The following is a 26083-nucleotide window of genomic DNA, read 5'->3' on the forward strand; positions in this document are numbered from 1 at the left end:
GCCGTCGGTGCTCATTCTGCGATGAGTTCCACCCCTTGTGGAAGGGTGCCGTCCTGTCCGGCTTCGAGGACGAAGGCGAGCAGAGTAGCGCGGAACGCCTGCGCCGCGCGGGTCGGCTCCACATCCTTGCGGTGCGCCAGCGCGATCGTCCTGGACAGTCCCGGCGGCGCCAGCGGCGTGCCCGCCACCCCCGGCCGCCCGTCCAGCACCATCGACGGCACCACGGCCACGCCCAGCCCGGCCTCGACGAACCGCAGCACCGCGTCCATCTCGCCACCCTCGATGGCGAACCTCGGCTCGAACCCGGCCTGCCGGCAGGCCGCCAGCGTCGCCTCCCGCAGGTCGTAGCCGCGCCGGAACATCACCAGCGGCCGGCCGCGCAGGTCGTCGATGCGCAGGTACGGCTTGCGTATCTGATCGTGCGCCGGCGAGACCACCACGAGGTTCTCGCGCAGGATGTCCTCGGTCACCAGGGAGGGATCGTCATGCTGCAACGGCATGATGATCAGCGACAGGTCCAGCTGGCCGCGAGCCAGCGCCCGCACCAGGTCACGCGAGCCGCCCTCCTCCACCAGCAGGCCGATGCCCGGGTAGGCGTCGTGGAAGCGGGCCAGCACGTCGGCCATCAGCCCGGCGCACAGCGACGGCGTCGCCCCCAGCCGGACCCGGCCCCGGCGCAGGCCGGCGAGCTCGGCGACCTCCTGCCTGGCGGTGTCGGCGTCGGCCAGCATGCGGCGGGCGAGCGGGAGCAGCGCCTCGCCCGCCGGGGTCAGCGTGACGTTGCCCCGGGCGCGCGAGAACAGCGGAGCGCCGAGCTCGGTCTCCAGAGCCTTGATCTGCTTGCTCAACGACGGCTGCGCGACCCGCATCCGCTGGGCCGCGTGGGTGAAATGCCTGCTCTCCGCCACCGCGACGAAGTACGCCAACTGCTGCAGCTGCATGTGATTTTCCTCGCACCGGCTGACTCGGATGTCCTTATGTCGGCCGTACAAACCAGACATCATAGCCGGAGGCTATGGAAACCAGGCCCGCGATGACTTGGACGAACCGTTGCTGGGTACCTAGCGTCGGAAGATGTGACAGCCACGATAGAGCGCGGCGCCGCTACTGCGCCGATCCCCCCCAAGCCCGCTGACAAGCCAACGCGCGGTAAGCCACGTGGGTTCCTGGCCTCGTCCAACGGCAAGAAGGTCGTCATGGCCGTCACCGGGGCCGTGATGGTGCTCTTCCTCGTCGCCCACATGCTGGGCAACCTCAAGATCTTCATCAGCAGGGACTCGTTCAACGACTACGCGGCCGCCCTGCGCACCCTGCTGGAGCCGCTCGCGCCGTACCGGACGCTGCTGACGATCGTGGAGGTCGTGCTCGCCGTCTCGGTCATCCTGCACATCTGGGCCGCCGTCTCCCTGTCGCGCCGCGCCCACGCCGCGCGGCCGGTGAAGTACGCGGCGAAGAAGTCGCAGGCCGGCGGCTACTCCACGCACATCATGCGGTACGGCGGCGTCACGATCGTGCTGTTCCTCGTCTGGCACCTGCTCGACCTGACCTTCGGCGTGGTCAACCCGAAGGGCCCCGTCTCCACCCCGGCCGACCGGATGATCGCCGGGTTCGACCCGTCGCGGTGGTGGATGACGCTGATCTACCTCGTGGCCGTGGTCATGGTCGGCCTGCACCTGCGGCACGGCATCTGGAGCGCCTTCCAGACGCTCGGCTGGGCCAACCGCAACCGCTACAAGGCACTGCGCACGGGCGCCGCGCTGGTCTCCGCCGTACTCGTCCTCGGCTTCCTCGCCCCGCCCCTCGCCATCACGTTCGGAGTGATCAAGTGAAGTACACCGAGGGCTCGCCGATCCAGGACACCAGGGCTCCCGAAGGTCCGATCGAGGACCGCTGGGAGAAGCGGAAGTTCGCCGCCAAGCTGGTCAACCCGGCCAACAAGCGCAAGCTCAACGTGATCGTGGTCGGCACCGGCCTGGCCGGCGGGTCCGCCGCCGCGACGCTGGGCGAGCTGGGCTACAACGTCAAGTCGTTCTGCTACCAGGACACGCCCCGTCGCGCGCACTCCATCGCCGCCCAGGGCGGGATCAACGCGGCCAAGAACTACCGCGGCGACGGCGACTCGGTCTACCGCCTGTTCTACGACACGGTGAAGGGCGGCGACTTCCGCTCCCGCGAGTCGAACGTCTACCGGCTGGCCCAGGTCTCGGTGAACATCATCGACCAGGCCGTCGCCCAGGGCGTGCCGTTCGCCCGCGAGTACGGCGGGCTGCTCGACACCCGCTCCTTCGGCGGCGCCCAGGTCTCCCGTACGTTCTACGCCCGCGGCCAGACGGGCCAGCAGCTGCTGCTCGGCGCCTACCAGGCACTGGAGCGGCAGGTCGCGGCCGGCACCGTGGAGATGTTCACCCGGCACGAGATGCTCGACCTGATCGTCGCCGACGGCCGGGCGCGCGGCGTCATCGTGCGCGACATGGTGACCGGCGAGATCGAGCGGCACGTCGCCGACGCCGTGGTGCTCGCCACCGGCGGCTACGGCAACGTGTTCTTCCTGTCCACGAACGCCAAGGGGTGCAACACCACGGCGATCTGGCGGGCGCACGAGCGGGGCGCGTACTTCGCCAACCCCTGCTACACCCAGATCCACCCCACCTGCATCCCGGTCTCCGGCGAGTACCAGTCGAAGCTGACGCTGATGTCGGAGTCGCTGCGCAACGACGGCCGCGTCTGGGTGCCGCTGCGCAAGGGCGACGACCGCGTCCCCGGCGACATCCCGGACGACGAGCGCGACTACTACCTGGAGCGGATCTACCCCGCCTTCGGCAACCTCGTCCCCCGGGACATCGCCTCCCGCGCCGCCAAGAACGTCTGCGACGAGGGCCGTGGCGTCGGTCCCGGCGGGCTCGGCGTCTACCTCGACTTCCGCGACGCGATCGGCCGGCTCGGCCGCGACGCCGTGGAGAAGAAGTACGGCAACCTCTTCGAGATGTACGAGCGCATCACCGGCGAGAACCCGTACGAGCAGCCGATGCGCATCTACCCGGCCGTCCACTACACGATGGGCGGCCTGTGGGTCGACTACGACCTGCAGTCCACGATCCCCGGCCTGTTCGTGGTCGGCGAGGCCAACTTCTCCGACCACGGGGCCAACCGGCTCGGCGCGTCCGCGCTGATGCAGGGCCTGGCCGACGGCTACTTCGTGCTGCCGACCACGCTCGGCGACTATCTGGCGGCCGGGCCGTTCGGCGAGGTCGACGAGGAGGCGGTCGCCGAGGCCGAGGCCAAGGTGACGTCCAGGATCGAGCGGCTGCTCGCCGTCAACGGCACCCGCACCCCGGACTCCTTCCACCGGGAGCTGGGCAGGCTCATGTGGGACTACTGCGGCATGGAGCGCACCGAGGAGTCGCTGCGCAAGGCGCTGGAGCGCATCCCCGAGCTGCGTGCCGAGTTCTGGGCGAACGTCAAGGTCTCCGGCACCAACGAGGAGCTGAACCAGGTGCTGGAGAAGGCCGGCCGGGTGGCCGACTTCTTCGACCTCGCCGAGCTCATGTGCCTGGACGCCCTGGTGCGCTCGGAGTCGTGCGGCGGCCACTTCCGCGCCGAGTCGCAGGACGCCGACGGCGAGGCCCTGCGCGACGACGAGCACTTCGCGCACGTGTCGGCCTGGGAGCACTCGCCCACGGGTGAGCCGGTGCTGCACAAGGAACCGCTCGAGTACGACTACGTCAAGATGAGCCAGCGGAGTTACAAGTGAACCTGACCCTCAAGGTCTGGCGTCAGAGCGGCCCCTCCGACTCCGGACGGATGGTGAAATACCGGGTCGAAGAAGTGTCTCCGGACATGTCCTTCCTGGAGATGCTCGACGTCCTGAACGAACGCCTCATCCTCGAAGGCGACGACCCGATCGCCTTCGACCACGACTGCCGCGAAGGCATCTGCGGCATGTGCGGCATGGTCATCAACGGCGTCGCCCACGGCGAGCAGGTGGCCACCACCACCTGCCAGCTCCACATGCGCCACTTCGAGGACGGCGCCACCATCACCATCGAGCCGTGGCGGGCCGCGCCGTTCCCGGTGGTGAAGGACCTGGTCGTGGACCGCAGCGCGTTCGATCGCATCATCCAGGCGGGCGGCTTCGTGTCCGTCCCGGCCGGATCGGCGCCCGACGCGCACAGCCTCCCCGTCCGCAAGGAGGACGCCGACTCGGCCTTCGACGCGGCCACCTGCATCGGCTGCGGCGCCTGCGTGGCGGCCTGCCCCAACGGCTCGGCCTCCCTCTTCACCGCCGCCAAGATCACCCACCTGAGCCTGCTGCCCCAGGGCCAGCCGGAGCGCCTCTCGCGCGCCAAGGCCATGGTGGACCAGATGGACGCCGAAGGCTTCGGCGGCTGCACCAACACCGGCGAGTGCACGGCCGTCTGCCCCAAGGGCATCCCGCTGGACACCATCGCCCAGATGAACAGCGACTACCTCAAGGCCAACGCCAAGTAGGCCTTTCTTCAAGAGAGCCGTACGGAAGCCGTACGGCTCTCTTTCGTTTCTCCTTCCGCATCGCGACGCCTGGGAGATGGGCGCAACCTTTCGTCCGGTGGGTCGCGTTGATACGGGTGAGAGGAGATCACCTTGGATCGTCACGACGACTTCCGCGAGTTCGTGCTCGCCCGCCAGCAGTCGCTGATACGGACGGCGTACTTGCTCACGGGAGACGCGCACCTCGCCGAGGACCTGCTGCAGAGCGTCCTGATCAAGGTCGCGGGCCAGTGGTCAAAGCTGTCCGGCGGCCATCCCGAGGCGTACACCCGCAAGGCGCTCGTCAACCAGTACATCTCATGGGGGCGACGGCGGCGGCTGGAGGTGCCGAGCGCCGATCTGCCGGAGCGTGGCGCCTCCCATGATGACGCCGCGCTCCAGCGGATCGTGTTACGCCAGGCTCTGGCCAAGCTGGCGCCCAAGCAGCGGGCCGTGATCGTGCTGCGGTTCTGGGAGGACCTGACCGAAGCGCAGACCGCCGAGGCGCTCGGCTGCGCGCCCGGCACCGTCAAGAGCCAGGCGCATCGCGCGCTGGCCCGCCTGCGGGCGCTCGCGCCCGAGCTGGCATACCTGCTGAACGACCTGGAGATCGAGGAGGTGGCCCGATGACGAGGCTGCATGAGGCGCTGGACGGCATCGCCGCAGAGGCACCTCTGGTGGACCTGGCCGACGTGGCCGTGGCGGGCCTCCGGCGCCGGCGGGCCAGCGCCGTGCTGGCCGCCGTCGCGACGGTCGCGGTGGTGGCCGCGGCGAGCGCCGCCGTGGCGTTGCCGTGGCAGCGAGCCGACCGCACGGCCACGCCACAGCGGGTGGACACCATTGCCGACCTGCCGGACGGGGCGGTGGGGCCGATCGCGTACGCGTTCCAGACGCCCTGTAAGACCCAGAGCAACCCGTTCCGCGTCGACTGCAGCCCGGTCGAGTGGCGGGTGGTCACCCGGAGCGGCAAGACCTACCGGGTGCCGCAGGCGCTGGTCAGCACCACCAAGGACCACAGCGTGCCCATGGCGGTCAGCCGGGACGGGCGCATGATTGTCTACTACAGTCGCCAGGCCCAGGCGCACGTGGTCCGCGATCTGGTGGGCGGCACGCAGGTGATCTCGCCTGTCGCCGTGAAGGAGGAGCGGATCGGCATCGGCTCCATGCTGGCGCTCTCCGACGACGGCCGTTACGTGATCTTCGATCCGCGTGAGGGGACCAAGGATCCCGGGCTGCTGATCGACGTCCGTACCGGCAAGAGCAGGCCGGTGGACGGCAAGTACGAGGTGGTCAGCATCAGGGGCGGCATCGCCGCGCTGGTCCGTTACATCAAGACCGACCTGTGGCGGATGCCGGTCACCGGCGGCGGCCGGCCGGTGCGCTTCGACGGGAAGTTCATCATGTTCAGCGAGATCGCCCCGGATGGCCGCACGGTGGCCGCCTTCGAGTTCCCGGACCAGACCAAGCGCAAACTCACTGTGCTGGACGCCAAGACCGGACGAACCTTGCGGAAGGTGTCCATCCGCGGGCTGCCCGGAGGTCGTAACAGCGCTGTGGCCGGCACTGCTCTATGGACCAGCGGATCCAAGGTCGAGGTCGTCTACCAGCACCGGGACGACACCCGCACGTACGCGGTCGACGTCAACACCGGCCAGGCACGCCAGGTGGCCAGCTACCCGGGAATGGGGAAGGCACAGCGGCTGGCTCTGCCCGGGGTCGCGAGCCAGTGAGCGCGGGCGGCCGGCGGCGAAAGGGCCGCTCAGCTGACCCGCGTGTACGGCCCGTCCGACGGTTTCATATGCCTGCCGGATGGCTAGAGTGATCGGCTTCTGGCCGTAGGGGAGCAGCCGATGTGCTCCCCGGCGTTCACTTTCCGGGAGGCCCGGTCATGAGAGCCGCCACGCCGTCCAGGATGCGCGCAAGGCCGAACGCGTAGTCGAACCGCCGCTCCTCCTCGGGAGTGCCCGCCGGGTAGTCGAACGCCCCCGCGTCGATCGCCGTACGCAGTGCGGGGAAGCGTCGTTCGTCGGCGAGTGCGCCCAGCAGGGTGCTGTAGGCGGCGATCGACTCGCCCGAAGCGGCCTGGCCGAGGTCGGCGGTCAGCCGGGCGGCGGTGTGCATGTAGTTGGCCACCAGGAGCACCACGCCGACCTTGTCGCTTTCGGTGAGCCCGGTGCCGCGCAGCGTGGCGAGGGCGCGGTCGGTCCAGGCGAGCTGGTTGGGTGTGATCGGAGGCCCGGTGATGGGCAGGTGCACGATCCAGGTGTGGGCCCGCAGCATCACCCACTGGGCCTGGCACCAGCGCTCCAGCCCGAGCCGCCAGTCGTCGCCGGGTTGGGCCGGGCCGGCCATCTCGGCCGGCAGTGCCGCGACCGCGTTCAGCATGAGGAGCAGCAGCTCGTTCTTGCTCTTGACGTGCCGGTAGAGCGACATCGTGGTGAAGCCGAGCCGCTCGGCGACCCTGGCCATCGAGACGGCGTCGAGGCCGCCGGCGTCGGCCAGCTCCACCGCCGCCCGCACGATGCGGGACAGGCTCAACCCCATCTTGGGCTCCGGCTGTTCGAGCCGTTTCCAGAGCAGGTCGAGCCCGTCGGGCAGCTTGTCGTCCATCGTTCCTGCCTTCGTTCGAGCTTGCGCCGAGCAGAAGTATATGTCATAAACTTTGTGTATGACATATACAGCGGTGATCGCCGGTGGCGGGATCTCGGGGTCGCTGAGCGCGATCGCCCTGCACAAAGCGGGCATCAGATCCGTCGTCTACGAGGCGTACGACCGGGGTGCGGACCACGTCGGGGCCTTCCTGACCCTGGCGGTGAACGCGCTCGACGCCTTACGTGCGCTCGATCTCGATCTTGACGGGGTGGGCTTCGACACGCCGAGGATCACCATGACCAGCGGTTCCGGTAGAAGACTCGGCGAGCTGCCCTACGGCACGGCCGGATCGAGCGGCCCCAAGAGCCGGACCGTGAAACGTGCCGACCTCTATCGGGCGCTGCGCGACGAGGCCGTCCGCCGCGGCGTGCGGATCGAGTACGGCAAGCGGCTCGTCGATGCGGAGGCCACCGGTGACGGGGTCCTGGCGAGGTTCGCCGACGGCGGCACGGCCCGGGGTGACCTGCTCATCGGCGCGGACGGCCTGCGCTCGCGCACCCGCGAGATCATCGATCCGCGCGCTCCGGCCGCGCGGTACGCGGGCTTGCTCAATACGGGCGGCTACGCGCACGGCGTCTCCACCGGGAGCGAACCGGGCACGATGCACGCGATCTTCGGAAAACGCTGCTTCTTCGTCTACACCGTGGATCCGTACGGAGAGGTGTGGTGGATGGCGCAGCCCGCGCGGGCCGACGAGCCCGCACCGGGCGAGCTGGCCGCGATCACTCCGGAGGAGTGGCGCGCCCGCCTGATCGACCTGTTCCGCTACGACCGCGGACCGGCGGTGGACCTCATCACCGCGACCGGCGAGATCTTCACCGGCTGGAACACCTACGACCTCCCCACCGTGCCGAGTTGGCACCGCGACCGGATGATCGTCATCGGCGACGCCGCCCACGCGACCTCCTCGTCGATCGGGCAGGGGGCCGCCATGGCCATCGAGGACACCGTGGTGCTGGCCAAATGCCTGCGCGACGGCCCCGGCGTCGACGCCGCCTTCGCCACCTACGAACGGCAGCGGCGCCGGCGCGTGGAACGCGTCGTCGAGCAGGGCAAACGCACCGGCGACTGGAAGGCGCTCGGACCGCTCACCAGGGGCGTACGCGATCTGATCATGGGCCTGGCCATGAAGCGCATGGCCCGCACCGGCGACGACCCGAGCGGCTGGATCTACGACCACCACCTCGACTGGGACACACCGATCGCCACCTGACCATGATGCTCCCGCCCCGCCCACGGGCCCGGAGAAATGTCGGAGGCCGCCCGTACAGTGCTGGAGCATGGAGCATGTGACATCGAAGGATGGCACGACACTCGCGTACGAGCGCCATGGCCACGGACCGGCCGTCGTGCTGGTGTCCGGCGGGCTCGACGACGGCGCGGAGAACGCGCCGCTCGCCGGGGAACTGGCCGGGAGCTTCACCGTCTACACCTACGCGCGGCGTGGCCGAGGTGGCAGCGGCGACACCCTGCCGTACAGCGTGGCGCGCGAGATCGAGGATCTCGACACGCTGATCGGCGCGGCCGGCGGAACGGCCTGCCTGTACGGGGTCTCGTCGGGTGGTGCTCTCGTCCTGGAGGCCGCGGCGGCAGGGCTGGCGGTCGACAGGCTGGCGGTCTACGAGGTGCCCTACAGCGTGGGCGAGGAGGCGGTGCGGGACTGGCGGGACTATGTGCAGCGGCTCGACGCGGCGCTCGTGCGCGGGGATCGCGGGGAGGCGCTCGCGTGCTTCATGCGGTTGGCGGGCTCGTCGGAGGACGACATCGCGGCGGCGCGGAGCGCACCGGTGTGGGGCGATCTGCAAGCACTGGCGCACACCCTGGCCTATGACGCGGCCTGCCTGGCGGATGGCCGTCCGCCTGCGCGACTCTCGCGGATCAACCGGCCGACCCTGGTGATCACCGGCGGGGTGAGCCCGGACTCGCAGGCCGGCATGGAAGGGCTGGCAAGCGACTTCTTCGTGCTCGCCGCCGAGGCCGTGGCCGCCCGTGTCCCGCATGCCGAGCGGCTCACGGCGGACGGGTCGGGACACATGGCCGACCCCAAGGTGCTGGCCCGTATGCTCGAGCGATTCTTCATCGCATAGTCAGGAGACAACAGTATGGCGATCCGTGTCGATTTGACCTTCGACTGCGCTGATCCGGTGCGGCTGGCGGAGTTCTGGAAGCTCGCCCTGGGCTACGAGGACGAGCCCCCGCCGGCGCCGTACGCGACCCGGGAGGAGTGGCTGGAGCAGTTCGACCTTCCCGAGGATGACGGCGACGGGGCCTGGCTGCATGACCCGACCGGCGCCGGGCCCCGGCTGTCCCTGCTGGAGGTGCCCGAGCCGAAGACGGCGAAGAACCGGTTGCACATGGACGTGCGGGTGGCCGGTGACGGCACGGCGGAGGAGAAGTGGGCCAGGATCACGGCGAAGGTCGCGATCCTGACGGATGCCGGGGCCTCGGTGCTGTGGGAGGACCCCGGCCACCATGTGACCATGGCCGACCCCGAGGGCAACGAATTCTGCGTCTGCTGAGCGAAGGGGAGCTGCGGAGCTAAATCTGTATGCTTCGAAACATACAAAAGAGGTGACGCCATGGAGACGTCATCGCCCTGGACAAGAGGGCCGGGCAGGCGGTGATCGGCCTCATCGGCGACTTTGGCGATCTTCTCCCTTGAAGGTTTTCATCCTGAGCTGATCGCCACGGCACAGCGCAGGGGCGATGTCGATCTGGAGACGATGTTCGGTCTCAAGGAGCCGGTGGCCGGTGGCTCAGGGCTTGCCGGAGAGCCAGAGGACTGACGCGGTGAGGGCGGCGAGCGTGCCCGCGATCCCCATGACGGCCGCCACGGAGATGTGGTCGACGACGACGCCTCCGGCCAGCGCGCCGAGGGACAGCGTCGCCTGGAACGACGAGGTGAACAGGATCGAGGCCGCCTCCGGCGCGTGCCGAGCCGACCTGGCGAACCAGGTCTGCGAACAGACCGGCACCGCGCCGTACGCGAGGCCCCAGACGGCCAGCAGCGTCAACGCGCCCGCCGGGGCGCCCCCGGCCACAGGGAGCAGGGCGGTGGCGGTGGCCAGGAGAGCGGCGGCGGTCACGGACGTGGCGCGCGGGTGGCGGGACAGCGCCGCGCCCGCCAGGAAATTGCCGGCGATCCCCGCGACTCCGTACACAGCAGATAGGTGGTGACCGAGCCCGCGCTCACCTGCGTGACCTGCAGCAGGAAGGGGGTGACGTACGTGTACGCGCCGAAGTGGGCGAGCACGATGAGGATCGTCGCGAGCAGCGCCAGCCGGATGCCGCCGTCGCCGAGGAGACCGCGCAGCACGGCCAGACGGGTGGGCCGCCCGGCCGGCAGCGGTGGCAGCAGCACCAGGAGCGCGACGAGGACTCCCAGGCTCAGCAGGCCCATGACCACGAACGCCGTCCGCCACCCGGCCAGATGCCCGATCAGCGTGCCCGCCGGTACACCCAGCACCGACCCAGGGGGACGGCGGCGAAGATCACCGCGGTGGCCGTGCCCGCCTGCTCACGCCGGACCAGTCGTACGGCCAGACCCGCCCCGATGGACCAGAAACCGCCGATGGTGAAGCCGACCAGCGCCCGGGAGACCATCATCACCCAGTAGGCCGGGGCTGCGGCGGCCAGGAAGTTCGCCACCGCCAGCAGCAGGATCAGCGCGCAGAGCATGAACCGCCGGTCGAGCCGCGCGGTCGCGACGGTGAGGGACGGCGCGGCGACGGCGGCCAGCAGCCCGGGCAGCGTCATGGTCAGGCCGGCCGTGCCGGCCGAGATTCCGAATGTGGCCGCGATGGGCGTCAGCAGCCCGATGGGCAGGATCTCCGTGGTGACGATGGCGAAGATGCCCGTCATCACCGAGACGACGGCAAGCCAGCTCGTCAGCGGCGAGCGAGATGGTCGAGCAGGGGCTTCCAGCACCGGTACGTCCCTTTGGTCGGCGATTCGCTGTCGCAAGCAGTGCAGCAGCCGGGGGCGGCGGGAGCTGGCGGGATTCCGACCTGAGCGATAACGCCTGACGATAGCTTCAGCTATCATAGTTGTAACTATAATTAATGGAGGTCAAGTGATCCAGAAGCCTGAGCGGTTGTTCGGGCGGGAGCCGGAGTGGGCAGAGCTGGTCGACTTCGCGACGGCTCCGGTCGTGGGCGCGACGCTCGGGCTCGTCTATGGCCGTCGTCGCCAGGGCAAGACGCTCATGCTGGAGTTGCTGGCACGTGAGACCGGCGGCATGCTCTTCGCCGCCACGCAGCAGACCGAGGAGCAGAACCTCGCCGACCTGGGAGCCGCCTACGCCGAGCATCGGGGGCTACGGCAGCCGGTCGTCTTCACCAGTTGGCGGGACGGCCTCGATGAGTTGCTGCGCCTCGGGGAGGAGCGGTCGGTGCCCGTGATCATCGATGAGTTCCCCTACCTGGTGTCCGCGACGCCCGGCCTGCCGTCCTATCTTCAGCAGGCGCTCAGCCCGCTCGGGCATGCCAAGGAGCACACCAGGACGCGACTCATCCTGTGCGGCAGCGCTCTCACCACGATGGCCCAGTTGCTCGGCGGCGGTGCCCCGCTGCGTGGGCGGGCGGTGCTGGAGTTGGTGGTCAGGCCGTTCGGCTTCCGGGAGGCGAGCGCGTTTTGGGGGCTGGACCACGATCCTGAGCTGGCATTCCGGGCGAACGCCCTGGTCGGCGGGACTCCCGCGTACCTGGAGATGTGCGGCGGGTCAGGGCCGGCCGACCGTGGCGAGTTCGACCGGTGGGTGGCGCGACGTCTGCTCAACCCGGCCTCGGCGATGTTCCGGGAGGGCGGGCTCCTGCTTCGCGAGGAGCCGTCGATCACCGATCCCAGCTCGTACGCGGCCACGTTGACGGCCATCAGCGCCGGAAACCATCGACGCTCCGAGATCGCCGCCGCGCTGGGACGTCCCGCCTCGGCCATGGCGCATCTGCTGTCGGGGCTGACCGGCATCGGGCTCGTCGAGCAGGTGGACGACGCGCTGCGGGACAAGCGGAGCGTGTTCAGGATCGCCGAGCCGGTCGTCCGCCTGCATCAGCTGATCATGCAGCGGTACGAGCCGCAGTTGGTGACTGGTCGGGCCGAGCGGGTCTGGCAGGCGAACGCCGACACCGTGGCATCGAAGATCTACGGGCCGCACTTCGAGGATCTCGCCCGGCAGTGGTGCTTCGAGCACGCGTCCCCGGAGACCCTCGGCGGGATCGCCACGGCCGTCCGCCCCAGCGAGATCGCCTGCCGACAGCACCGCCGGGGACACGAGCTCGATCTGGTGATCACCGAGAAGAGCTCGTTCGCCGCCGGCCGGATCATCGCGATCGGCGAGGCCAAGTCCACCACAGCAGCCATGGACCTACCGCAGCTTCAGCGGCTGGAACACCTGCGGGCACTGCTCCCCGACGCCCGCGTCGAAGCGCCGCCCCGACTGCTGCTGTTCGCCCGGTCCGGCTTCACCGCCGAGCTGGCTCGCGTCGCGGACGGGCGCGCCGACGTCGAGCTCGTGGATCTGCCCCGCATGTACGGCGGCGAATAGGCGTTACGGGGTCCAGGTCGCGGTGTCGTCGATGCGGCGGCGCCACAGCTTCTCGCCCTCGCCGCCCGGCTCCCAGCGGGCGCTGAAGTCGAGCAGGTCGCGGCAGCGGGCCAGCATGAAGGCGTGCCGATCCGCCCACGGCGGCACGGCGGCGGCGTAGGCGTCGAAGAAGTGGCGCAGGAGCGGCACGTGCTCCGGATGGTGGGCGCGGACGATCCACTCACACCAGGCCAGATCCTCCACCGGGCGCCCCGGGTGGGCCCACTCCCAGTCGAGGATGGCGGCGGTCTCGAACGTCACCGGGTCGAACAGCATGTTCTGCGGGCCGTAGTCGCCGTGCACGATGCCCAGCCGGTGCAGGCGGGCCAGGGTGCGGCCGCACTCGGCGAGAACCTCGGCCGCCCGGCCGTCGTCGAGCAGGTCCTGTCCGTGTGCGCCCGGCACGAAGCGCATGCTCACGCTCGTGTCGGTGACCGAATGCACCCGAGGCACGGGCAGCCGCCCCCGCAGCCGCCGCAGGAACCTGGCCTCCGTCCTGAGCCGGACCCCGGCGTCAGGGCCCTGGTAACACTTGACGACCAGAGCGCCGTCTCCGACCGTGCTGTTGGTGTACCCGTGCTCCACAGGCAACGATTGTGGCCTACTCCTGGGGCAGGTGTGAGATGCCGCGCCCGGCTCGTCCACATGTTGTACGCGGCGTCATATCGATCATATTTTCGGTCACTTCGCGCAACGGTGCAGCTGGAAAATCGTTTGTGTGACCAGCGATCTTTTGGAAATCTTGACGGGCTATGCGTCCCCTTCCCGAAGCCGATCCTGGCATGCCCGACATTCGCAGCCCGCTCCGCTACCTGTGGTGGAACGCGCGCAGGCAGAGCCGTTCCCTGGTGGTCGGCATCGCCTTCGCCACCCTGTGGTGGCTGGTTCAGGCGCTGGTGCCGGCCGTGCTCGGCAAGGGGGTCGACGCCGTCAGGGCGCAGGACACCCGCGCCCTGCTCATCTGGTCGGCGGCCCTGCTCGGCCTCGGCCTGGTGCAGGCGTTCAGCGGCATCATGCGACACCGCTTCGCCGTCTTCAACTGGCTGTCGGCCGCCTACCGCACCGTCCAGCTGACCGCCAGGCACGCCGCCCTGCTCGGCGCCACCCTGTCCAAGCGGCTGTCGACCGGCGAGGTCGTCAGCGTCGGAAACTCCGACATCGCCCACATCGGCCACTCGATGGACATCCTGCTGCGCGGCACCGGCGCGATCGTGGCCATCGTCACGGTCACCGTGATCCTCCTGTCCACCTCGCTGCCGCTCGGCCTGCTCGTGCTGTTCGGCGTGCCGCTCATGGCCCTGGCCGTCGGCCCGATGCTCAGGCCGCTGCACCGACGGCAGAAGCGGCACCGTGACCTGACCGGAGATCTGTCCACCCGCTCGGCCGACATCGTGGCGGGCCTGCGGGTGCTCCGCGGCATCGGCGGCGAGCAGGTGTTCGCCGGCCGCTACCGCGAGGAGTCCCAGCTCGTCCGGCACGCCGGCGTCAGCGTCGCCAGGGTCGAGTCGCTGCTCGAAGGCGCCCAGATCGTGCTGCCCGGCCTGCTCGTCGCGCTCGTCACCGGCCTCGGCGCGTCGTTCGCCGTCGCCGACGAGATCACCCCCGGCCAGCTCGTCTCCTTCTACACCTACGCGGTCTTCCTGATCGGGCCGATGCGCACGGTCACCGAGGCCGCCGACAGGCTGACCAAGGGACACGTCGCCGCGCGCCGCGTGGTGCGGATCCTGGCCATCGAACCGGAGATGACCGGCGGCGCCGACGCCGGCACGGGCGGTGTCCTGCGCGACTCCTACAGTGGCGTGACCGTACAGCCCGGCAGGCTGACCGCGCTGGCGGCCGGCTCGCCCGAGGACGCCATCGTGATCGCCGACCGGCTCGGCCGCTACAGCGACGGCGACGTCACCTTCGGGGCCGCCGACCTGGCCACGCTGCCCATCCACGAGGTCCGCGCACGCATCCTGGTCGCCGACAACGGCGCCCGCCTGTTCACCGGCCGGCTCCGCGACGAGCTCGACGTGCGCGGCACCGCCTCCGACGAGCAACTCGAGCAAGCGTTGTACGCGGCCTGCGCGGAGGACATCGTCGAGGCGCTGCCCGGCGGGCTCGACGCCCAGGTGGCGGAGGCGGGGCGGGAGTTCTCCGGCGGCCAGCAGCAGCGGCTCCGGCTGGCCAGGGCGCTGCTCGCCGACCCCGAGGTGCTCATCCTGGTGGAGCCGACCAGCGCCGTCGACGCCCACAGCGAGGTCCGCATCGCCGAGCGGCTGGCCAAGGCCCGCGCCGGCAGGACCACGCTGATCTGCACGACCAGCCCGCTGGTGCTCGACCGCACCGACCAGGTGATCTACGTACGGGACGGCAGAGTGCACGCCGAAGGCGTCCACCGCGACCTGCTGGACACCTCGCCCGACTACGCCGCGACCGTGACCAGAGGGGAGGACTGACGAGATGGCACGCGAGATCCTGCCCGTCGCCGATCAGAAACAGGTGCGCGCCTACGCCCGGCGGCTCACCCTGAGATACCCGCGCGAGCTCGGCGTCGCCCTGGGCCTGCACGGGCTCGCGGCCGCCGCCGGGCTCGCCGTACCGTGGCAGCTGGGCGGTCTGGTGCAGGACGTCCAGGACGGCGTCCAGGTGAACCCCTGGCTCGTCGCCGCGGGCATCGGCGCCTTCCTGCTGCTCCAGGGCCTGCTCGTGCGCTACGCGGTGCTCGCCTCGGCAAAACTGGGCGAGAAGGTGCTGGCCCGGCTGCGCGAGGAGTTCGTCGACCGGGTGCTCGCCCTGCCGCTGTCCACCGTCGAGCGCGCGGGCGCCGGCGACCTGCTCACCAGGACCTCCCGCGACGTCGACGCCCTGTCCAGAACGGTCCGGCACGCGGTCCCGGAGACCTTGATCGCGGTGGTCACGTTCACGATCACCGTCGGCGCGCTGGTGCTGGTCGGGCCGCTGCTCATGCTGCCCGTGCTGATCGCCTCGCCGCTGCTGTTCGTCAGCACCCGCTGGTATCTCAAGCGGGCCCGCGACGGCTATCTGCGCGAGAACGCCGCCTACGCCGAGATGACCGAAGGCCTGGCCGAGACGGTCGAGGGCGCCAGGGCCATCGAGGCCCTCGGCCTGCACCAGCGGCGGCAGGAGCGCACCGACCGCGACATCGCCGGCTCCTTCGCCGCCGAGCGCTACACGCTGCGGCTGCGTACCGTCTGGTTCCCCACGATCGAGCTCGGCTACGTGATCCCGGTCGTCTCGACGCTGCTGGTCGGCGGCCTCTTCCATGCTCGTGGCCAGGTCACCCTGGACCAGGTCGTCACCGCCACCCTGTTCGCCCAGCAGCTCATCGACCCGCTCGACCGCTTTCTCATGTGGATCGACGAATTGCAGGTCGGCGGCGCGGCCATGTCCCGCCTCCTCGGCGTCGCCAACGTGTCCGACGACCGCACGCCCACCGACGACCGCCCGGCCGGCGAGCTGCTGCAGGCCGACGAGGTCCGCTACGCCTATCGTGCGGGCCGCGACGTGCTCCACGGCGTGTCGCTCACGGTCCGGCCCGGCGAGCGGCTGGCCATGGTCGGCCCGTCGGGCGCCGGCAAGTCCACCCTGGGCAGGCTCCTGGCGGGCATCCACGGCCCGCGCACCGGCGCGGTGTCCGTGGGCGGCGTCCCCCTCGTGGATCTGCCTTTGGACGACCTGCGCGGGCACGTCGCGCTGGTCACCCAGGAGCACCACATCTTCAAGGGCAGCCTGCGCGACAACCTGCTGATCGCCCGCCCGGACGCCGACGACTCCGCCGTCCGCGCCGCCCTCACGGCGGTGGACGCCCTCGACTGGGTGCTCGCCCTGCCGGACGGCCTGGACACGGAGGTCGGCTCCGGTGGCGTGACCATCCCGCCCGCGCACGCCCAGCAGCTCGCCCTGGCCCGCCTCGTCCTGGCGGACCCGCACACGCTGGTCCTGGACGAGGCCACCTCGCTGATCGACCCGCGAGCGGCCAGACACCTCGAACGATCACTCGCCGCCGTGCTGGACGGCCGTACCGTCATCGCCATCGCTCACCGCCTCTACACGGCCCACGACGCCGACCGGGTCGCCGTGGTGGAGGACGGCCGCATCAGCGAACTCGGCTCCCACGACGAACTGGTGGCCGCCGGCGGCTCCTACGCCGCCCTGTGGGCCAGCTGGCACGGCACCCCGTCGGCGGATCAACGCCAGAGCCAGGTCGTACGGCCGGCCAGGTGACAAGCGCCAGGGCTTGCAGGTATGCCGCTGGGGTCTGTCAAATAGTTGGGTCTGTCCACATAACCATACGGTCCTGGGAGTGGCTCAGCACTTGGTGCCGCGTGGTGGCATGGTCTCGTCGGTGAGATAGCGGTTGATGTGGTCGCGGGCGCAGGGGTTGGTGCCGTAGAGGGTGTGGCCGGGGCCGTCGTGGGTGATGGTGGCACTGCCGGGCACCTGGGAGACGACTCGGCCGACCGCGTCGGACTCGCCCCACGCGCCCGCGCCCAGCAGCGGCGGGAGGGTCTTGGGCAGAGGAGCGGGCGGGTTGGTGACCGGTGCCGGCCAGCCGACGCAGGCGAGCGTCCCGGTGGCGAGGGAGTTGGCGGTGCCCGCGTTGGGGGCGACGCGGCGCAGGCGGGCGATGGTGGCGTTGAGGTCCGTGCGGGTGGCGGGGCGGGGCCAGTCGACGCATTCGGTGACGCCGGTGGACTGGTCGGGGTAGCGGTGGCCGCGCTCGGGGACGAAGGCGGAAGCGTCGCCACCGTGGGCCGCCCGGATCGCCTTGGCCAGCTTGGGCCAGGCGGGCTTGCCCTGCCGGGCGGAGCTGACCGCGAAGGACCGCAGGTCCCGGCCCGTGTAGGCGACGCCGTCCTTGGCCGGGATCGGGGTGCGGTCGGCTCGGGCGAGCAGGGCGCGCCACGTGCGTGGGACGTCGCGGCAGTCGCCGGCCTTGCACCAGGTGAAGAAGCGGGTCAGGAACTCCTCGTTGCTCTTGGCCATCTCCTCCAGCTCGCGTGCCCAGTCGGCGGAGCTGTGGCTCCAGGTGCCGTCGAGGACCATCGTGCGGACCTGGCCGGGGAACAGGCGGGCGTAGGCCTGGCCGAAGAAGCCGGCATAGGAGGCGCCGTAGTAGTTGAGCTCGGCGGCGCCCAGCGCCTTGCGGATGGCCTCCATGTCGCGGGCGTGGTCGGCTGAGCTCATGTTGGCGAACAGCTCGGGGTCGCTCTGGCGGCAGTGCTCGGCGATGCCCCTGTTGGTGTCGGACAGGCGGGCGAAGTCGGCGTCGTCCTCGGGGAACTCGGCGATCGGATAGCGCGACCAGAGGCAGGGCAGGCCGGTGCTGAGGCCGCCGAACTGCTTGCCGTAACCGCGGGTGTCCCAGGTGACGACGTCCATGTGCGCGCGCAGCTCGGCCCACTGGTCGGGGAAACGCTGGGTGTAGCCGATGCCGGGGGCGCCGGGGCCGCCGTAGGCCACCAGGGCCGACCCCTTGGCGGCGCCGGTGGCCTTGAGGCGGCCCAGCTTGAGCGTGATCTTGCGGCCGTCGGGCTTGCGCCAGTCGACCGGCACCTGCAGATCGGCGCACAGCATGTCGATCTTGTCGTCGGGACAGGCGCTCCAGGCCAGGGCGTCGGCCTGCCGCGCCCGGTCGGCAGAGCCTTGCCGCACCTGGTCGGCAGAGCTCTGTCGCACTTGGTCGGCGGAGTGCTGTGCGTGAAGACCGCCCGAGCCGATGAGGGCCAGGGCGATCACGATTGACTTCAGCATGCCGGTCACGATCCCGGAACCGGCACCCCGCACACATCAGCCCACGGTCTGGTTCCGCGGCCCCCGAATCAGCCCACGGTCTGTCATCCCAGCACGTGCAGCGCCTTCTTGAGGAACTCCACCTGCAGCAGCATCAGGTTCTCCGCCACCACCTCCTGCGGCGTCATGTGGGTGACGCCCGACAGCGGCAGCACGCTGTGCTGACGGCCCGCCGCGAGGAGCGCCGACGACAGCCGCAGCGTGTGGGCGGCGACCACGTTGTCGTCGGCCAGTCCGTGGATGAGCAGCAGCGGCCGGTCGAGCTTGGCGGCGTCGCCGAACAGTGAGGAGTTGTCGTAGACCTCGGGCTGCTCGTCGGGGTGGCCCAGGTAGCGCTCGGTGTAGCAGGTGTCGTACAGCCGCCAGTCGGTCACCGGAGCCCCCGCCACGGCCGCGTGGAACACCTCGGGCCTGCGCAGCACCGCCAGCGCCGCCAGGAAGCCGCCGAACGACCAGCCGCGGATCGCCACCTTGGTCAGGTCGAGGTCGTCGGGATACTGCTCGGCCACCCCGTGCAGGGCGTCCACCTGGTCCTCCAGCGCGGGTGTGGCCAGGTCGCCGAGCACCGCCCGCTCGAAGTCGGGACCGCGCCCGGGGGTGCCGCGCCCGTCCGCCACGATCACGGCGAAGCCCTGCTCGGCGAACCACTGGCTCTCCAGGTAGCCGCCGCGCCGGTTGAGGACGCGCTGCGCGTGCGGGCCGCCGTACGGATCCATCAGGACCGGGAGCGGGCGCGAGCCCGGCTCGTGCCACGAGGGCAGCACCACGGCGGTGGACAGCTCGCGGCGGCCGGAACGGCCGAGTGAGACGCGCAGGTCGAGGCCGGGGTGCTCGGCGTAGGAGGGGATCGGGATCGCCATGCCGTCGCGGCGCACCACCGTGGTGGAGACGCCTTCGACGTCGAGGCTCTGCTCGCTCAGCACGCCCACGCCGCCGGCCATCCGCCCGGTGAACACGCCGGACCTGGTGGAGACCGGCAGCAGCGAGTGGCCGTCCCAGGTCCACAGCTGGATCTCGGTGGGGTCGCCGCTCGCGCTGAACAGCACGCTGTCGTGGTCGACGTCGAGCACGGCGCGCACCTGCAGCGTGGGCGGGGTGACGGCACGGTCGCCGACGAACAGGCGGTGGCCGCCGTCGGCGGTGGCCACCCAGACCAGCGAGCCGTCGTCGAGGTGGGCGGGCACACCGCTCACGATGTCGACCCACGCGGGGTCGGTGTCCTCGCGCACCAGGCCGGCGCTCCCGGTCGCCGGATCCACCGTGAGCAGGTGCATCGTCTTCTGGTCGCGTGACAGCGTCACGATCGACAGCGCGTGGGAGTCCCAGGACGCGGCCGCGAGATATTCGTGCTCGTACGGCACCGCGACCCGGGACCCGTCGAGACCCAGGACGAACAGCTCGGTGACGGCGTTGGGCGTGCCGGCCGCGGGATAGCGCTGGGCCGCGGGCTCGCGGTCGGGGTTGGCCGGGTCGGCGACGTACCAGGTCTGGACGGGCGTGTCGTCGGCGCGCTCGACCAGCAGCGCGTCACTCGACGGCGACCACCAGTGGCCGCGCATCCGGTCCATCTCCTCGGCCGCGATGAACTCCGCCAGCCCGTAGGTGACGGCCGGGGACTCGGGCGTGGCCAGCGTCCGGTCCTCGCCGGAGGCCAGGTCGAGCACGTGCAGCGCGCCGCCGGTGACATAGGCGACACGTCGCCCGTCGGGGGAGATGCGAGGGTCGATGACGGCGCCGGAGGTCTCCAGCCTGCGCGTCCGGCCGTCAGGCAGCTCGGTGACGTAGAGGCCGCCGGCCAGGGCGAAGGCGGCCCTGGTCACCGAGGAGTCGGTGGAGTAGGCGACCACGCCGCCCGCCTGCTCACGGCTGCGCTCCCGCCGGGCGCGCTCCTCCGGCGGGAGGTCGCGGTCGTCGGCGTCGAGCGTGCGCGGGTCGACGACGAGCCGCTCGACGTGCGTCTCGGTGTCGAGCTCCCACAGGCAGGTGACCGGGTCGGTGCCCGAGCGGGTGCGCAGGAACAGCACCTTTCCGCCGTCGGGTGAGATCGTGAAGCCCCTGGGCACCCCGAGGGTGAACCGGCGGGTCCGGGCAGACAGGCGCGGGAAGCTCTGACTCATGGGCCCAATCCTGCCAGCAGCCAGGCGTTGGTTACGCTCGGGACCATGATTGACCGACGGCTGCTGCTCGTGCACGCCCACCCGGATGACGAGTCGATCGGCACCGGGGCGACCATGGCGCGCTACGTCGCCGAGGGCGCCCATGTCACCCTCGTGACCTGCACCCTGGGCGAGGAGGGGGAGATCATCCCGCCGGAGCTCGCCCACCTGGCCGCCGACCGGGACGACACGCTCGGCCGGCACCGGATCGGGGAGCTGGCCGCGGCCTGCGCGGCGCTCGGCGTCGAGGACCACCGCCTGCTCGGCGGGCAGGGGCGCTGGCGCGACTCGGGCATGATGGGCGCCGCCTCCAACGACAGGCCCGAGGCGTTCTGGCAGGCCGACCTGGACGAGGCGGCCGGCGAGCTGGTCAAGGTGATCCGCGAGGTGCGGCCCCAGGTGCTGGTCACCTACGACGACAACGGCCACTACGGCCATCCCGACCACATCCAGGCCCATCGGGTCTCCCGGCGGGCGGCCGAGCTGGCCGCGGACGCGGGTTTCGGCGAGGGCGATCCGTGGCTGATCGCGAAGTTCTACCACACGGCCAGCGCCAGGTCCGTGATGCGGCGTACGAACGAGGCGCTCAGCGAGGCCGGCACCGGCTTCATCGTGGAGAGCGTGGACGAGATGCCGTTCGGCAGCCCCGACGAGGTGATCACCACCGAGATCGACGCGCGCCCGTGGATCGGCCACAAGGTGGCGGCCATGCGCGCGCACGCGACGCAGATCACCGTGCGGGAGCCGTGGTTCGCGCTGTCGAACGACATCGGCCAGGAGATGCTGGGAGTGGAGCATTTCGTCCTGGCCAGCGGGCTGCGCGGGCCGGCCGTGCCGGGGCCGCCGGTGGAGGCGGGAGGGCTCGGTGAGCCGTACGACCGCGAGAACGATCTGTTCGCCGGGATCCACTAATCTCGTTCGACATGGAGCAACGCAGCCAGGCCGAGTCGGCCTTGGCAGGAGCCGCCTACGGCATGCTCTTCGTGCTGGGCGTCGTCATGGGCGTCGTGGGCGGGTTCACCCACGGCGGTGAGATCTGGCCGGCCGGGCCGGTTCCCGTCACGGCGATCATCTGGCTGCTCGCCCTGTTCGGCGTCTGCCTGGGCGCCGGCAGGATGATGCGCTCGCGCCTCGGCGCGGGCGTGATCGCGGTGGGGTGGCTGCTGGTGTCGATGGCGTTCTCGTTCGAACTCGGCGCCGGCGACCTGGTCATCTCGGGCAACACCGCAGGGTACGTGTACCTCTACGGCGGGATCTGCGCCCTGATCGTGGCCTTCTGGCTGTCGCCCTCATCGGGTCGTTCGTGGTTGTTGCACGGGCACCCGGAGAGCAGCCAGTTATAGGAGCATAAAGTAATCTTCGTGCACCATGGATCCATAGAGCGGCACGTAAATCGGCAAACCTACCGTAAGGTCGTCGGGCGATTCGCCACAGGCGTGGCGATCGTCACGACTCGCATCGGCGGCGTCGACCACGCCATGACGGTCAACTCGTTCACCTCCGTGTCGCTGGATCCCCTGCTCGTGCTCTTCTGCGCGGAGAAGGTGGCCCGCTTCCACGACGCCGTGCTGGAGACCGGGGTGTGGGGGGTGTCGGTGCTGCCCGATTCCATGCGGGACGCCTCGCAGTTCTTCGCGCACCGGGGGCGGCCGCTGATCGGGCAGCTCACCAGGTGGCCGCACCACCGGGGCGAGTCGGGGGTGGCGCTCTTCGACGCCGCGCTGGCGACGGTGGAATGCGACACGCACGCGGTCCATCCGGGCGGTGACCATTCGATCATCGTGGGAGCCGTGACAGCCCTGGGGACGCCCGCCGAGGGGGCGCCGCTGATCTATCACGAGGGGGAGTACAAAAGGCTGTGAAGCGGCGCTATCGGGTGCGTCGGGTGGTCAACTACGTCAACCTCGCCACCCCGCTCGGCCTGCTGCTCTGCGTCGTGGGCGGCGCCACCAGGCGGCCGGGGCCCGACGGGCTGGTGCTCGCCTGCGGTTACCGCTTCCGCTTCCCGATCGCCGGCGCGTTCACCGTCGGCAACGTGGTGCTGACCAGGCGCGATGCGCTCGACGAGCGGCTGCTCCTGCACGAGGGCCGGCACGCGACCCAGTGGGCGTGCTGCGCGGGCCTGCCTTTTCTGCCCCTGTACCTCCTGGCGATGCTGGTCTCGGTGGTGGTCTGCGGCGACCAGGCTTCGTACAACCCCTTCGAGCGCCTGGCGAACCTGGAGGACGGCGGATACCCGCGTGCGCCCCTGCGCCGGCGCGGACGCGCAGGTGAGCGTCGCTCAACGTGAGTGATCCACCGCGCGGGGCAGTGGCAGCCCATGACGCAGCAGATCACTCATGTTCCGCATCGGCCGGCACATTACCGGGACCGGCTCACCGAATCCCTCCCGGAGTTCCGCGAGTTGCTCAGCATCATGTGGCACACCACGTTCCCCCCGGACCTGCGTGACGCCGATCGCATCCCCGTCGCCGCCGGGCCCGCCACGGCCGTCACGGGCGAGTCGACGGTCACCTGGGTCGGCCACGCGACGTTCGTGCTGCGGATCGGCGGGCGCACGATCCTGACCGACCCCGTCTGGTCGCGCCGGCTCCCCGGGGTGCGATCGCGGCTGACGGCGCCGGGTGTCGCCTGGGAGGAGTTGCCGGAGATCGACGCCGTGGTGATCAGCCACAACCACTATGACCATCTGGACTGGCCGACCGTGCGCAGGCTGCCGAGGGACACGCCGGTCCTGGTGCCGGCGAACCTGGGGTCCTGGTTCACACGGCGCGGATTCACCGAGGTCGTCGAGCTGGACTGGTGGGAGTCCGCGCGGGTCGGAGGCGTGCGCTTCGACTTCGTGCCCGCGCATCACTGGAGCAGGCGAACGCTCTGGGACACCTGCAGGACCCTGTGGGGCGGCTGGGTGATCGACGGCTCGGTCTACTTCGCGGGCGACACCGGCTATGGCGAACGGCTGGCCCAGATCGGTGAGCGGTACCCGGGGCTGGACCTGGCGCTGATGCCGATCGGCGCCTACCAGCCGCCGTGGGCCATGGAGCCCGCTCACGTCAATCCGGCTCAGGCGGTCCAGGGCTGCCTGGACGTGGGCGCGCGGCGGATGGCCACCATGCACTGGGGCACGTTCGTGCTGTCGGGCGAGCCGCTGCTGGAGCCGCTGGAGTGGACCCGGTCGGAGTGGGCGGCACGCGGCCTGCCCCGCGAGGACCTGTGGGATCTGGCGGTGGGGGAGACCCGGTCGTTCGCGGCCTGAAATCCTGTATTTCCAATTTGTTACGGCCTGAGGCATTGACGCGCCCCGCGCCGAGGGCCGATCATCTCAGCACGCGATGTCAACGTTGACATATGTCAACGTTGACACATCATCCCCCCAGGTGAGAGGCGCATTTAGCCACTCATCTGAGACCGCGTGACTCAGGAGAAGACCCCATGCACAGGATCATGCGTCGCTTAGCGGCCCTGTTCGCGCTCGCCACCCTGGCCGCGCTGACCACCTCATCGCCCGGTCACGCGGGCGAGACGGCCGACTATCCAGAGTTCCCCTACCAGCCGACCTCCTACGGCGAGCCGCAGCGGGGCCAGTTCCACTTCAGCTCGCAGAGCGGCTGGATGAACGATCCGAACGGCCTGCTCCACTACAAGGGCACTTACCACTTCTTCTACCAGCACAACCCGCACGGCCTGGAATGGGACACCATGCACTGGGGCCATGCCACCAGCACCGACATGGTGCACTGGACGCAGAAGCCCATCGCCCTGGAGCCGGGGGTCCACCCCGGTGACCTCTTCTCCGGCGCGGGCGTCGTCGACCACGCCAACACCTCCGGGCTGCGCTCCGGCGAGGAGGCCCCGTTCGTGGTCTTCTCCGGCACCAACGGCGTCACGGTCTTCTACAGCACCGACGCCGGTCGTACCTTCAAGTCCTACGACAACGGCCGCAAGGTCGTCACCATGCCCGGCACCAGCCGCGACCCCAAGGTGCTGTGGCACGAGGCCACCAAGCAGTGGGTGATGCTGGTCTGGTCCGACGAGGGCGGCAACGGCGCCAACTTCTACACCTCGCCGAACCTGCTCGACTGGACCTTCCAGAGCAGGTTCAAGGCGGACTGGTTCTTCGAGTGCCCGGACCTGTTCGCGCTGCCGGTCGACGGTGACAAGCGAAAGATGAAGTGGGTGCTCACCGACGCGAGCGCCGAGTACGTCGTCGGCGAGTTCGACGGCAGGACGTTCAGCACCGACTGGACGCGGCCGCAGCGGATGGACGCGGGCCGCACCAACGTCGGCGGCTCCTTCTACGCCGCGCAGGTCTTCAACGACATGCCCGACGACCGGGTCGTGCAGATGGCCTGGATGGGCGAGAACCGGGGCGCCACCTGGACGGGCAACGCGAGCTTCCCCTCGGTGCTCGGCCTGCGCGGCACCCCGGACGGCCCGCGCGTCACCCGCACGCCCATCGAGGAGGTCGAGAAGCTGCGCGACGGCACCTTCTCGCTGCGCAACGAGATGCTCCGGCCGGAGACCGCCGGGCGGTTGCTCCGCGACCAGTCAGTCGACACCTACGAGGTGGAGGCCGAGTTCGACCTCCGGGGCTCCACCGCCACCCGGTTCGGGCTGCGGCTCGACGTGCGGCCGAACGGGGTCGCGGGCAAGGAGGTCCTGTACGACGCCAAGGCCCGCACGCTGAACGGCGCCGCGCTGGAGCCGGTGCGTGACCGGGTCAAGATGCGGATGCTGGTGGACCGCGCGCAACTGGAGGTGTTCGGTAACGACGGCCGGCTCTCCATCACCGAGGGCGTCAACTTCGACCCCCGGCCGGACAGCCGGGGCGTGTCGCTGCACACCGACGGCCGGATCAGGCTGGTCTCCCTCACGATCCACGACCTGGCCTCCACCTGGGGCCTGGGCGAGCCGACCCTGAACCACGACCTGCCGGGCCAGTGGCGGACGGTGGGCGGCTCCTGGACGGACGTCGCGTGGGGCAAGCAGGCCGTGGCGGGCGGGGACGCCTTCTACCTCAGCGACCACACCGGCGCCGACTTCACCTACGAAGGAGACGTGCGGCTGGTCTCGGGCGTGGCCGCCGCGCTGACCTTCAGGGCCGACCCGCTGGCGAAGCAGCACTACACGATGAACATCGACAGCAATGCGGGCGTGGTGAAGCTGTGGCGGCCGGGCCGTGACATCGCCACCTACAAGACGCCGATCACCCTCGGCCAGACGTACCACCTCAAGGTGGTGGCCAAGGGGGACAATCTCAAGGTGTACCTCGGTGACGGCGCGAAACCGGTGATCGACGCGACCGACGGCGAGTTCGCCAGTGGTCACTTCGGGCTGAACGTCTACAACGGCACCGCCCAGTACCAGAACATCCGGGTCAGCTGACCGT

Annotated in this window: 23 protein-coding genes and 1 pseudogene; 17 read left to right on the forward strand and 7 right to left on the reverse strand. The window is 70.4% G+C overall.

Annotated elements, in window-relative coordinates; genetic code table 11:
* Positions 1 to 11: 11 nt before the first annotated feature.
* Entirely contained in the window at positions 12 to 941 is a 930-nt protein-coding gene (locus tag ACTMTF_RS25315; RefSeq protein ID WP_397011804.1) for a LysR family transcriptional regulator, read from the reverse strand.
* A gap of 135 nt (positions 942 to 1076) precedes the next feature.
* Between ACTMTF_RS25315 and ACTMTF_RS25320 the strand changes: the two genes are divergently transcribed.
* The 5 genes from ACTMTF_RS25320 to ACTMTF_RS25340 all read left to right on the forward strand — a co-directional run bounded on the left by ACTMTF_RS25320 (position 1077) and on the right by ACTMTF_RS25340 (position 6236).
* Complete coding sequence (locus ACTMTF_RS25320) at positions 1077 to 1829, forward strand: succinate dehydrogenase cytochrome b subunit (RefSeq protein WP_441112905.1); 753 nt, start codon at positions 1077 to 1079, stop codon at positions 1827 to 1829.
* Positions 1826 to 3751, forward strand: coding sequence for a fumarate reductase/succinate dehydrogenase flavoprotein subunit (locus tag ACTMTF_RS25325; RefSeq protein ID WP_397011800.1), 1926 nt, complete (start codon positions 1826 to 1828; stop codon positions 3749 to 3751). The genes ACTMTF_RS25320 and ACTMTF_RS25325 overlap by 4 nt, the downstream gene beginning before the upstream one ends.
* On the forward strand, positions 3748 to 4488 hold the full coding sequence (locus ACTMTF_RS25330; protein ID WP_189141852.1) for a succinate dehydrogenase/fumarate reductase iron-sulfur subunit: 741 nt from the start codon (positions 3748 to 3750) through the stop codon (positions 4486 to 4488). The genes ACTMTF_RS25325 and ACTMTF_RS25330 overlap by 4 nt, the downstream gene beginning before the upstream one ends.
* Positions 4489 to 4620: 132 nt before the next feature.
* On the forward strand, positions 4621 to 5136 hold the full coding sequence (locus tag ACTMTF_RS25335; protein ID WP_441112906.1) for a SigE family RNA polymerase sigma factor: 516 nt from the start codon (positions 4621 to 4623) through the stop codon (positions 5134 to 5136).
* The gene (locus ACTMTF_RS25340; RefSeq protein ID WP_441112907.1) at positions 5133 to 6236 is read left to right on the forward strand and encodes a hypothetical protein; all 1104 of its coding nucleotides are present in this window, start codon (positions 5133 to 5135) and stop codon (positions 6234 to 6236) included. Before ACTMTF_RS25335 ends, ACTMTF_RS25340 begins: the two co-directional genes overlap by 4 nt.
* Positions 6237 to 6372: 136 nt before the next feature.
* On the opposite strand, the gene ACTMTF_RS25345 is transcribed toward ACTMTF_RS25340, so the two are convergent.
* The gene (locus ACTMTF_RS25345; RefSeq protein ID WP_441112908.1) at positions 6373 to 7116 is read right to left on the reverse strand and encodes a TetR/AcrR family transcriptional regulator; all 744 of its coding nucleotides are present in this window, start codon (positions 7114 to 7116) and stop codon (positions 6373 to 6375) included.
* Between the two features lie 58 nt (positions 7117 to 7174).
* Here ACTMTF_RS25345 and ACTMTF_RS25350 point away from each other — a divergent pair, with 58 nt between their 5' ends.
* From ACTMTF_RS25350 to ACTMTF_RS25360, 3 genes are all read left to right on the forward strand, one after another.
* Positions 7175 to 8371 (forward strand): FAD-dependent oxidoreductase, encoded by a 1197-nt coding sequence (locus ACTMTF_RS25350; RefSeq protein WP_441112909.1) that lies wholly within the window; start codon positions 7175 to 7177, stop codon positions 8369 to 8371.
* A gap of 67 nt (positions 8372 to 8438) precedes the next feature.
* Entirely contained in the window at positions 8439 to 9245 is an 807-nt protein-coding gene (locus ACTMTF_RS25355) for an alpha/beta fold hydrolase (protein WP_441112910.1), read from the forward strand.
* 15 nt (positions 9246 to 9260) lie between these two features.
* On the forward strand, positions 9261 to 9677 hold the full coding sequence (locus ACTMTF_RS25360) for a VOC family protein (protein ID WP_441112911.1): 417 nt from the start codon (positions 9261 to 9263) through the stop codon (positions 9675 to 9677).
* 237 nt (positions 9678 to 9914) lie between these two features.
* Here the strand turns inward: ACTMTF_RS25360 and ACTMTF_RS25365 are convergent, their stop codons facing one another.
* Together ACTMTF_RS25365 and ACTMTF_RS25370 are read right to left on the reverse strand one after the other, a co-directional pair.
* Entirely contained in the window at positions 9915 to 10319 is a 405-nt protein-coding gene (locus tag ACTMTF_RS25365; protein WP_441113013.1) for a hypothetical protein, read from the reverse strand.
* A pseudogene (locus ACTMTF_RS25370) lies at positions 10241 to 11202 on the reverse strand (MFS transporter). The gene ACTMTF_RS25365 and the pseudogene ACTMTF_RS25370 overlap by 79 nt, the downstream one beginning before the upstream one ends.
* A gap of 28 nt (positions 11203 to 11230) precedes the next feature.
* Between ACTMTF_RS25370 and ACTMTF_RS25375 the strand changes: the two are divergent.
* Positions 11231 to 12700, forward strand: a complete 1470-nt coding sequence (locus ACTMTF_RS25375; RefSeq protein ID WP_441112912.1) for an AAA family ATPase — start codon at positions 11231 to 11233, stop codon at positions 12698 to 12700.
* A 3-nt stretch (positions 12701 to 12703) separates the two neighbouring features.
* On the opposite strand, the gene ACTMTF_RS25380 is transcribed toward ACTMTF_RS25375, so the two are convergent.
* Positions 12704 to 13324 (reverse strand): phosphotransferase, encoded by a 621-nt coding sequence (locus ACTMTF_RS25380; RefSeq protein ID WP_397011780.1) that lies wholly within the window; start codon positions 13322 to 13324, stop codon positions 12704 to 12706.
* 197 nt (positions 13325 to 13521) lie between these two features.
* Between ACTMTF_RS25380 and ACTMTF_RS25385 the strand changes: the two genes are divergently transcribed.
* Both ACTMTF_RS25385 and ACTMTF_RS25390 read left to right on the forward strand, forming a co-directional pair.
* Positions 13522 to 15180 carry an ABC transporter transmembrane domain-containing protein gene (locus ACTMTF_RS25385; RefSeq protein ID WP_441112913.1) on the forward strand — a complete coding sequence of 553 codons (1659 nt, stop codon included), beginning with the start codon at positions 13522 to 13524 and terminating at the stop codon, positions 15178 to 15180.
* Between the two features lie 4 nt (positions 15181 to 15184).
* Positions 15185 to 16969, forward strand: a complete 1785-nt coding sequence (locus ACTMTF_RS25390) for an ABC transporter ATP-binding protein (RefSeq protein ID WP_441112914.1) — start codon at positions 15185 to 15187, stop codon at positions 16967 to 16969.
* 84 nt (positions 16970 to 17053) lie between these two features.
* Here ACTMTF_RS25390 and ACTMTF_RS25395 read toward each other — a convergent pair whose 3' ends face one another.
* Positions 17054 to 18499, reverse strand: coding sequence for an alpha/beta fold hydrolase (locus ACTMTF_RS25395; RefSeq protein WP_441112915.1), 1446 nt, complete (start codon positions 18497 to 18499; stop codon positions 17054 to 17056).
* A gap of 83 nt (positions 18500 to 18582) precedes the next feature.
* Positions 18583 to 20655: a prolyl oligopeptidase family serine peptidase gene (locus ACTMTF_RS25400; RefSeq protein ID WP_441112916.1), complete on the reverse strand. Its 2073-nt coding sequence runs from the start codon at positions 20653 to 20655 to the stop codon at positions 18583 to 18585.
* A gap of 45 nt (positions 20656 to 20700) precedes the next feature.
* Here ACTMTF_RS25400 and mshB point away from each other — a divergent pair, with 45 nt between their 5' ends.
* From mshB to ACTMTF_RS25430, 6 genes are all read left to right on the forward strand, one after another.
* Complete coding sequence (gene mshB / locus ACTMTF_RS25405; RefSeq protein ID WP_441112917.1) at positions 20701 to 21606, forward strand: N-acetyl-1-D-myo-inositol-2-amino-2-deoxy-alpha-D-glucopyranoside deacetylase; 906 nt, start codon at positions 20701 to 20703, stop codon at positions 21604 to 21606.
* Positions 21607 to 21617: 11 nt separating this feature from the next.
* A complete protein-coding gene (locus ACTMTF_RS25410; RefSeq protein ID WP_441112918.1) occupies positions 21618 to 22037 on the forward strand; it encodes a DUF6113 family protein in 420 nt (139 codons plus the stop codon).
* A gap of 18 nt (positions 22038 to 22055) precedes the next feature.
* Complete coding sequence (locus ACTMTF_RS25415) at positions 22056 to 22556, forward strand: flavin reductase family protein (protein ID WP_441112919.1); 501 nt, start codon at positions 22056 to 22058, stop codon at positions 22554 to 22556.
* Positions 22553 to 22984, forward strand: a complete 432-nt coding sequence (locus tag ACTMTF_RS25420; protein ID WP_441112920.1) for a hypothetical protein — start codon at positions 22553 to 22555, stop codon at positions 22982 to 22984. The genes ACTMTF_RS25415 and ACTMTF_RS25420 overlap by 4 nt, the downstream gene beginning before the upstream one ends.
* A 30-nt stretch (positions 22985 to 23014) precedes the next feature.
* Entirely contained in the window at positions 23015 to 23950 is a 936-nt protein-coding gene (locus ACTMTF_RS25425; protein WP_441112921.1) for an MBL fold metallo-hydrolase, read from the forward strand.
* A gap of 188 nt (positions 23951 to 24138) precedes the next feature.
* Positions 24139 to 26079 (forward strand): GH32 C-terminal domain-containing protein, encoded by a 1941-nt coding sequence (locus ACTMTF_RS25430; protein WP_441112922.1) that lies wholly within the window; start codon positions 24139 to 24141, stop codon positions 26077 to 26079.
* Positions 26080 to 26083 lie beyond the last annotated feature (4 nt).

It is taken from the genome of Nonomuraea sp. ZG12, from assembly GCF_052068115.1.
Classification (GTDB): domain Bacteria; phylum Actinomycetota; class Actinomycetes; order Streptosporangiales; family Streptosporangiaceae; genus Nonomuraea.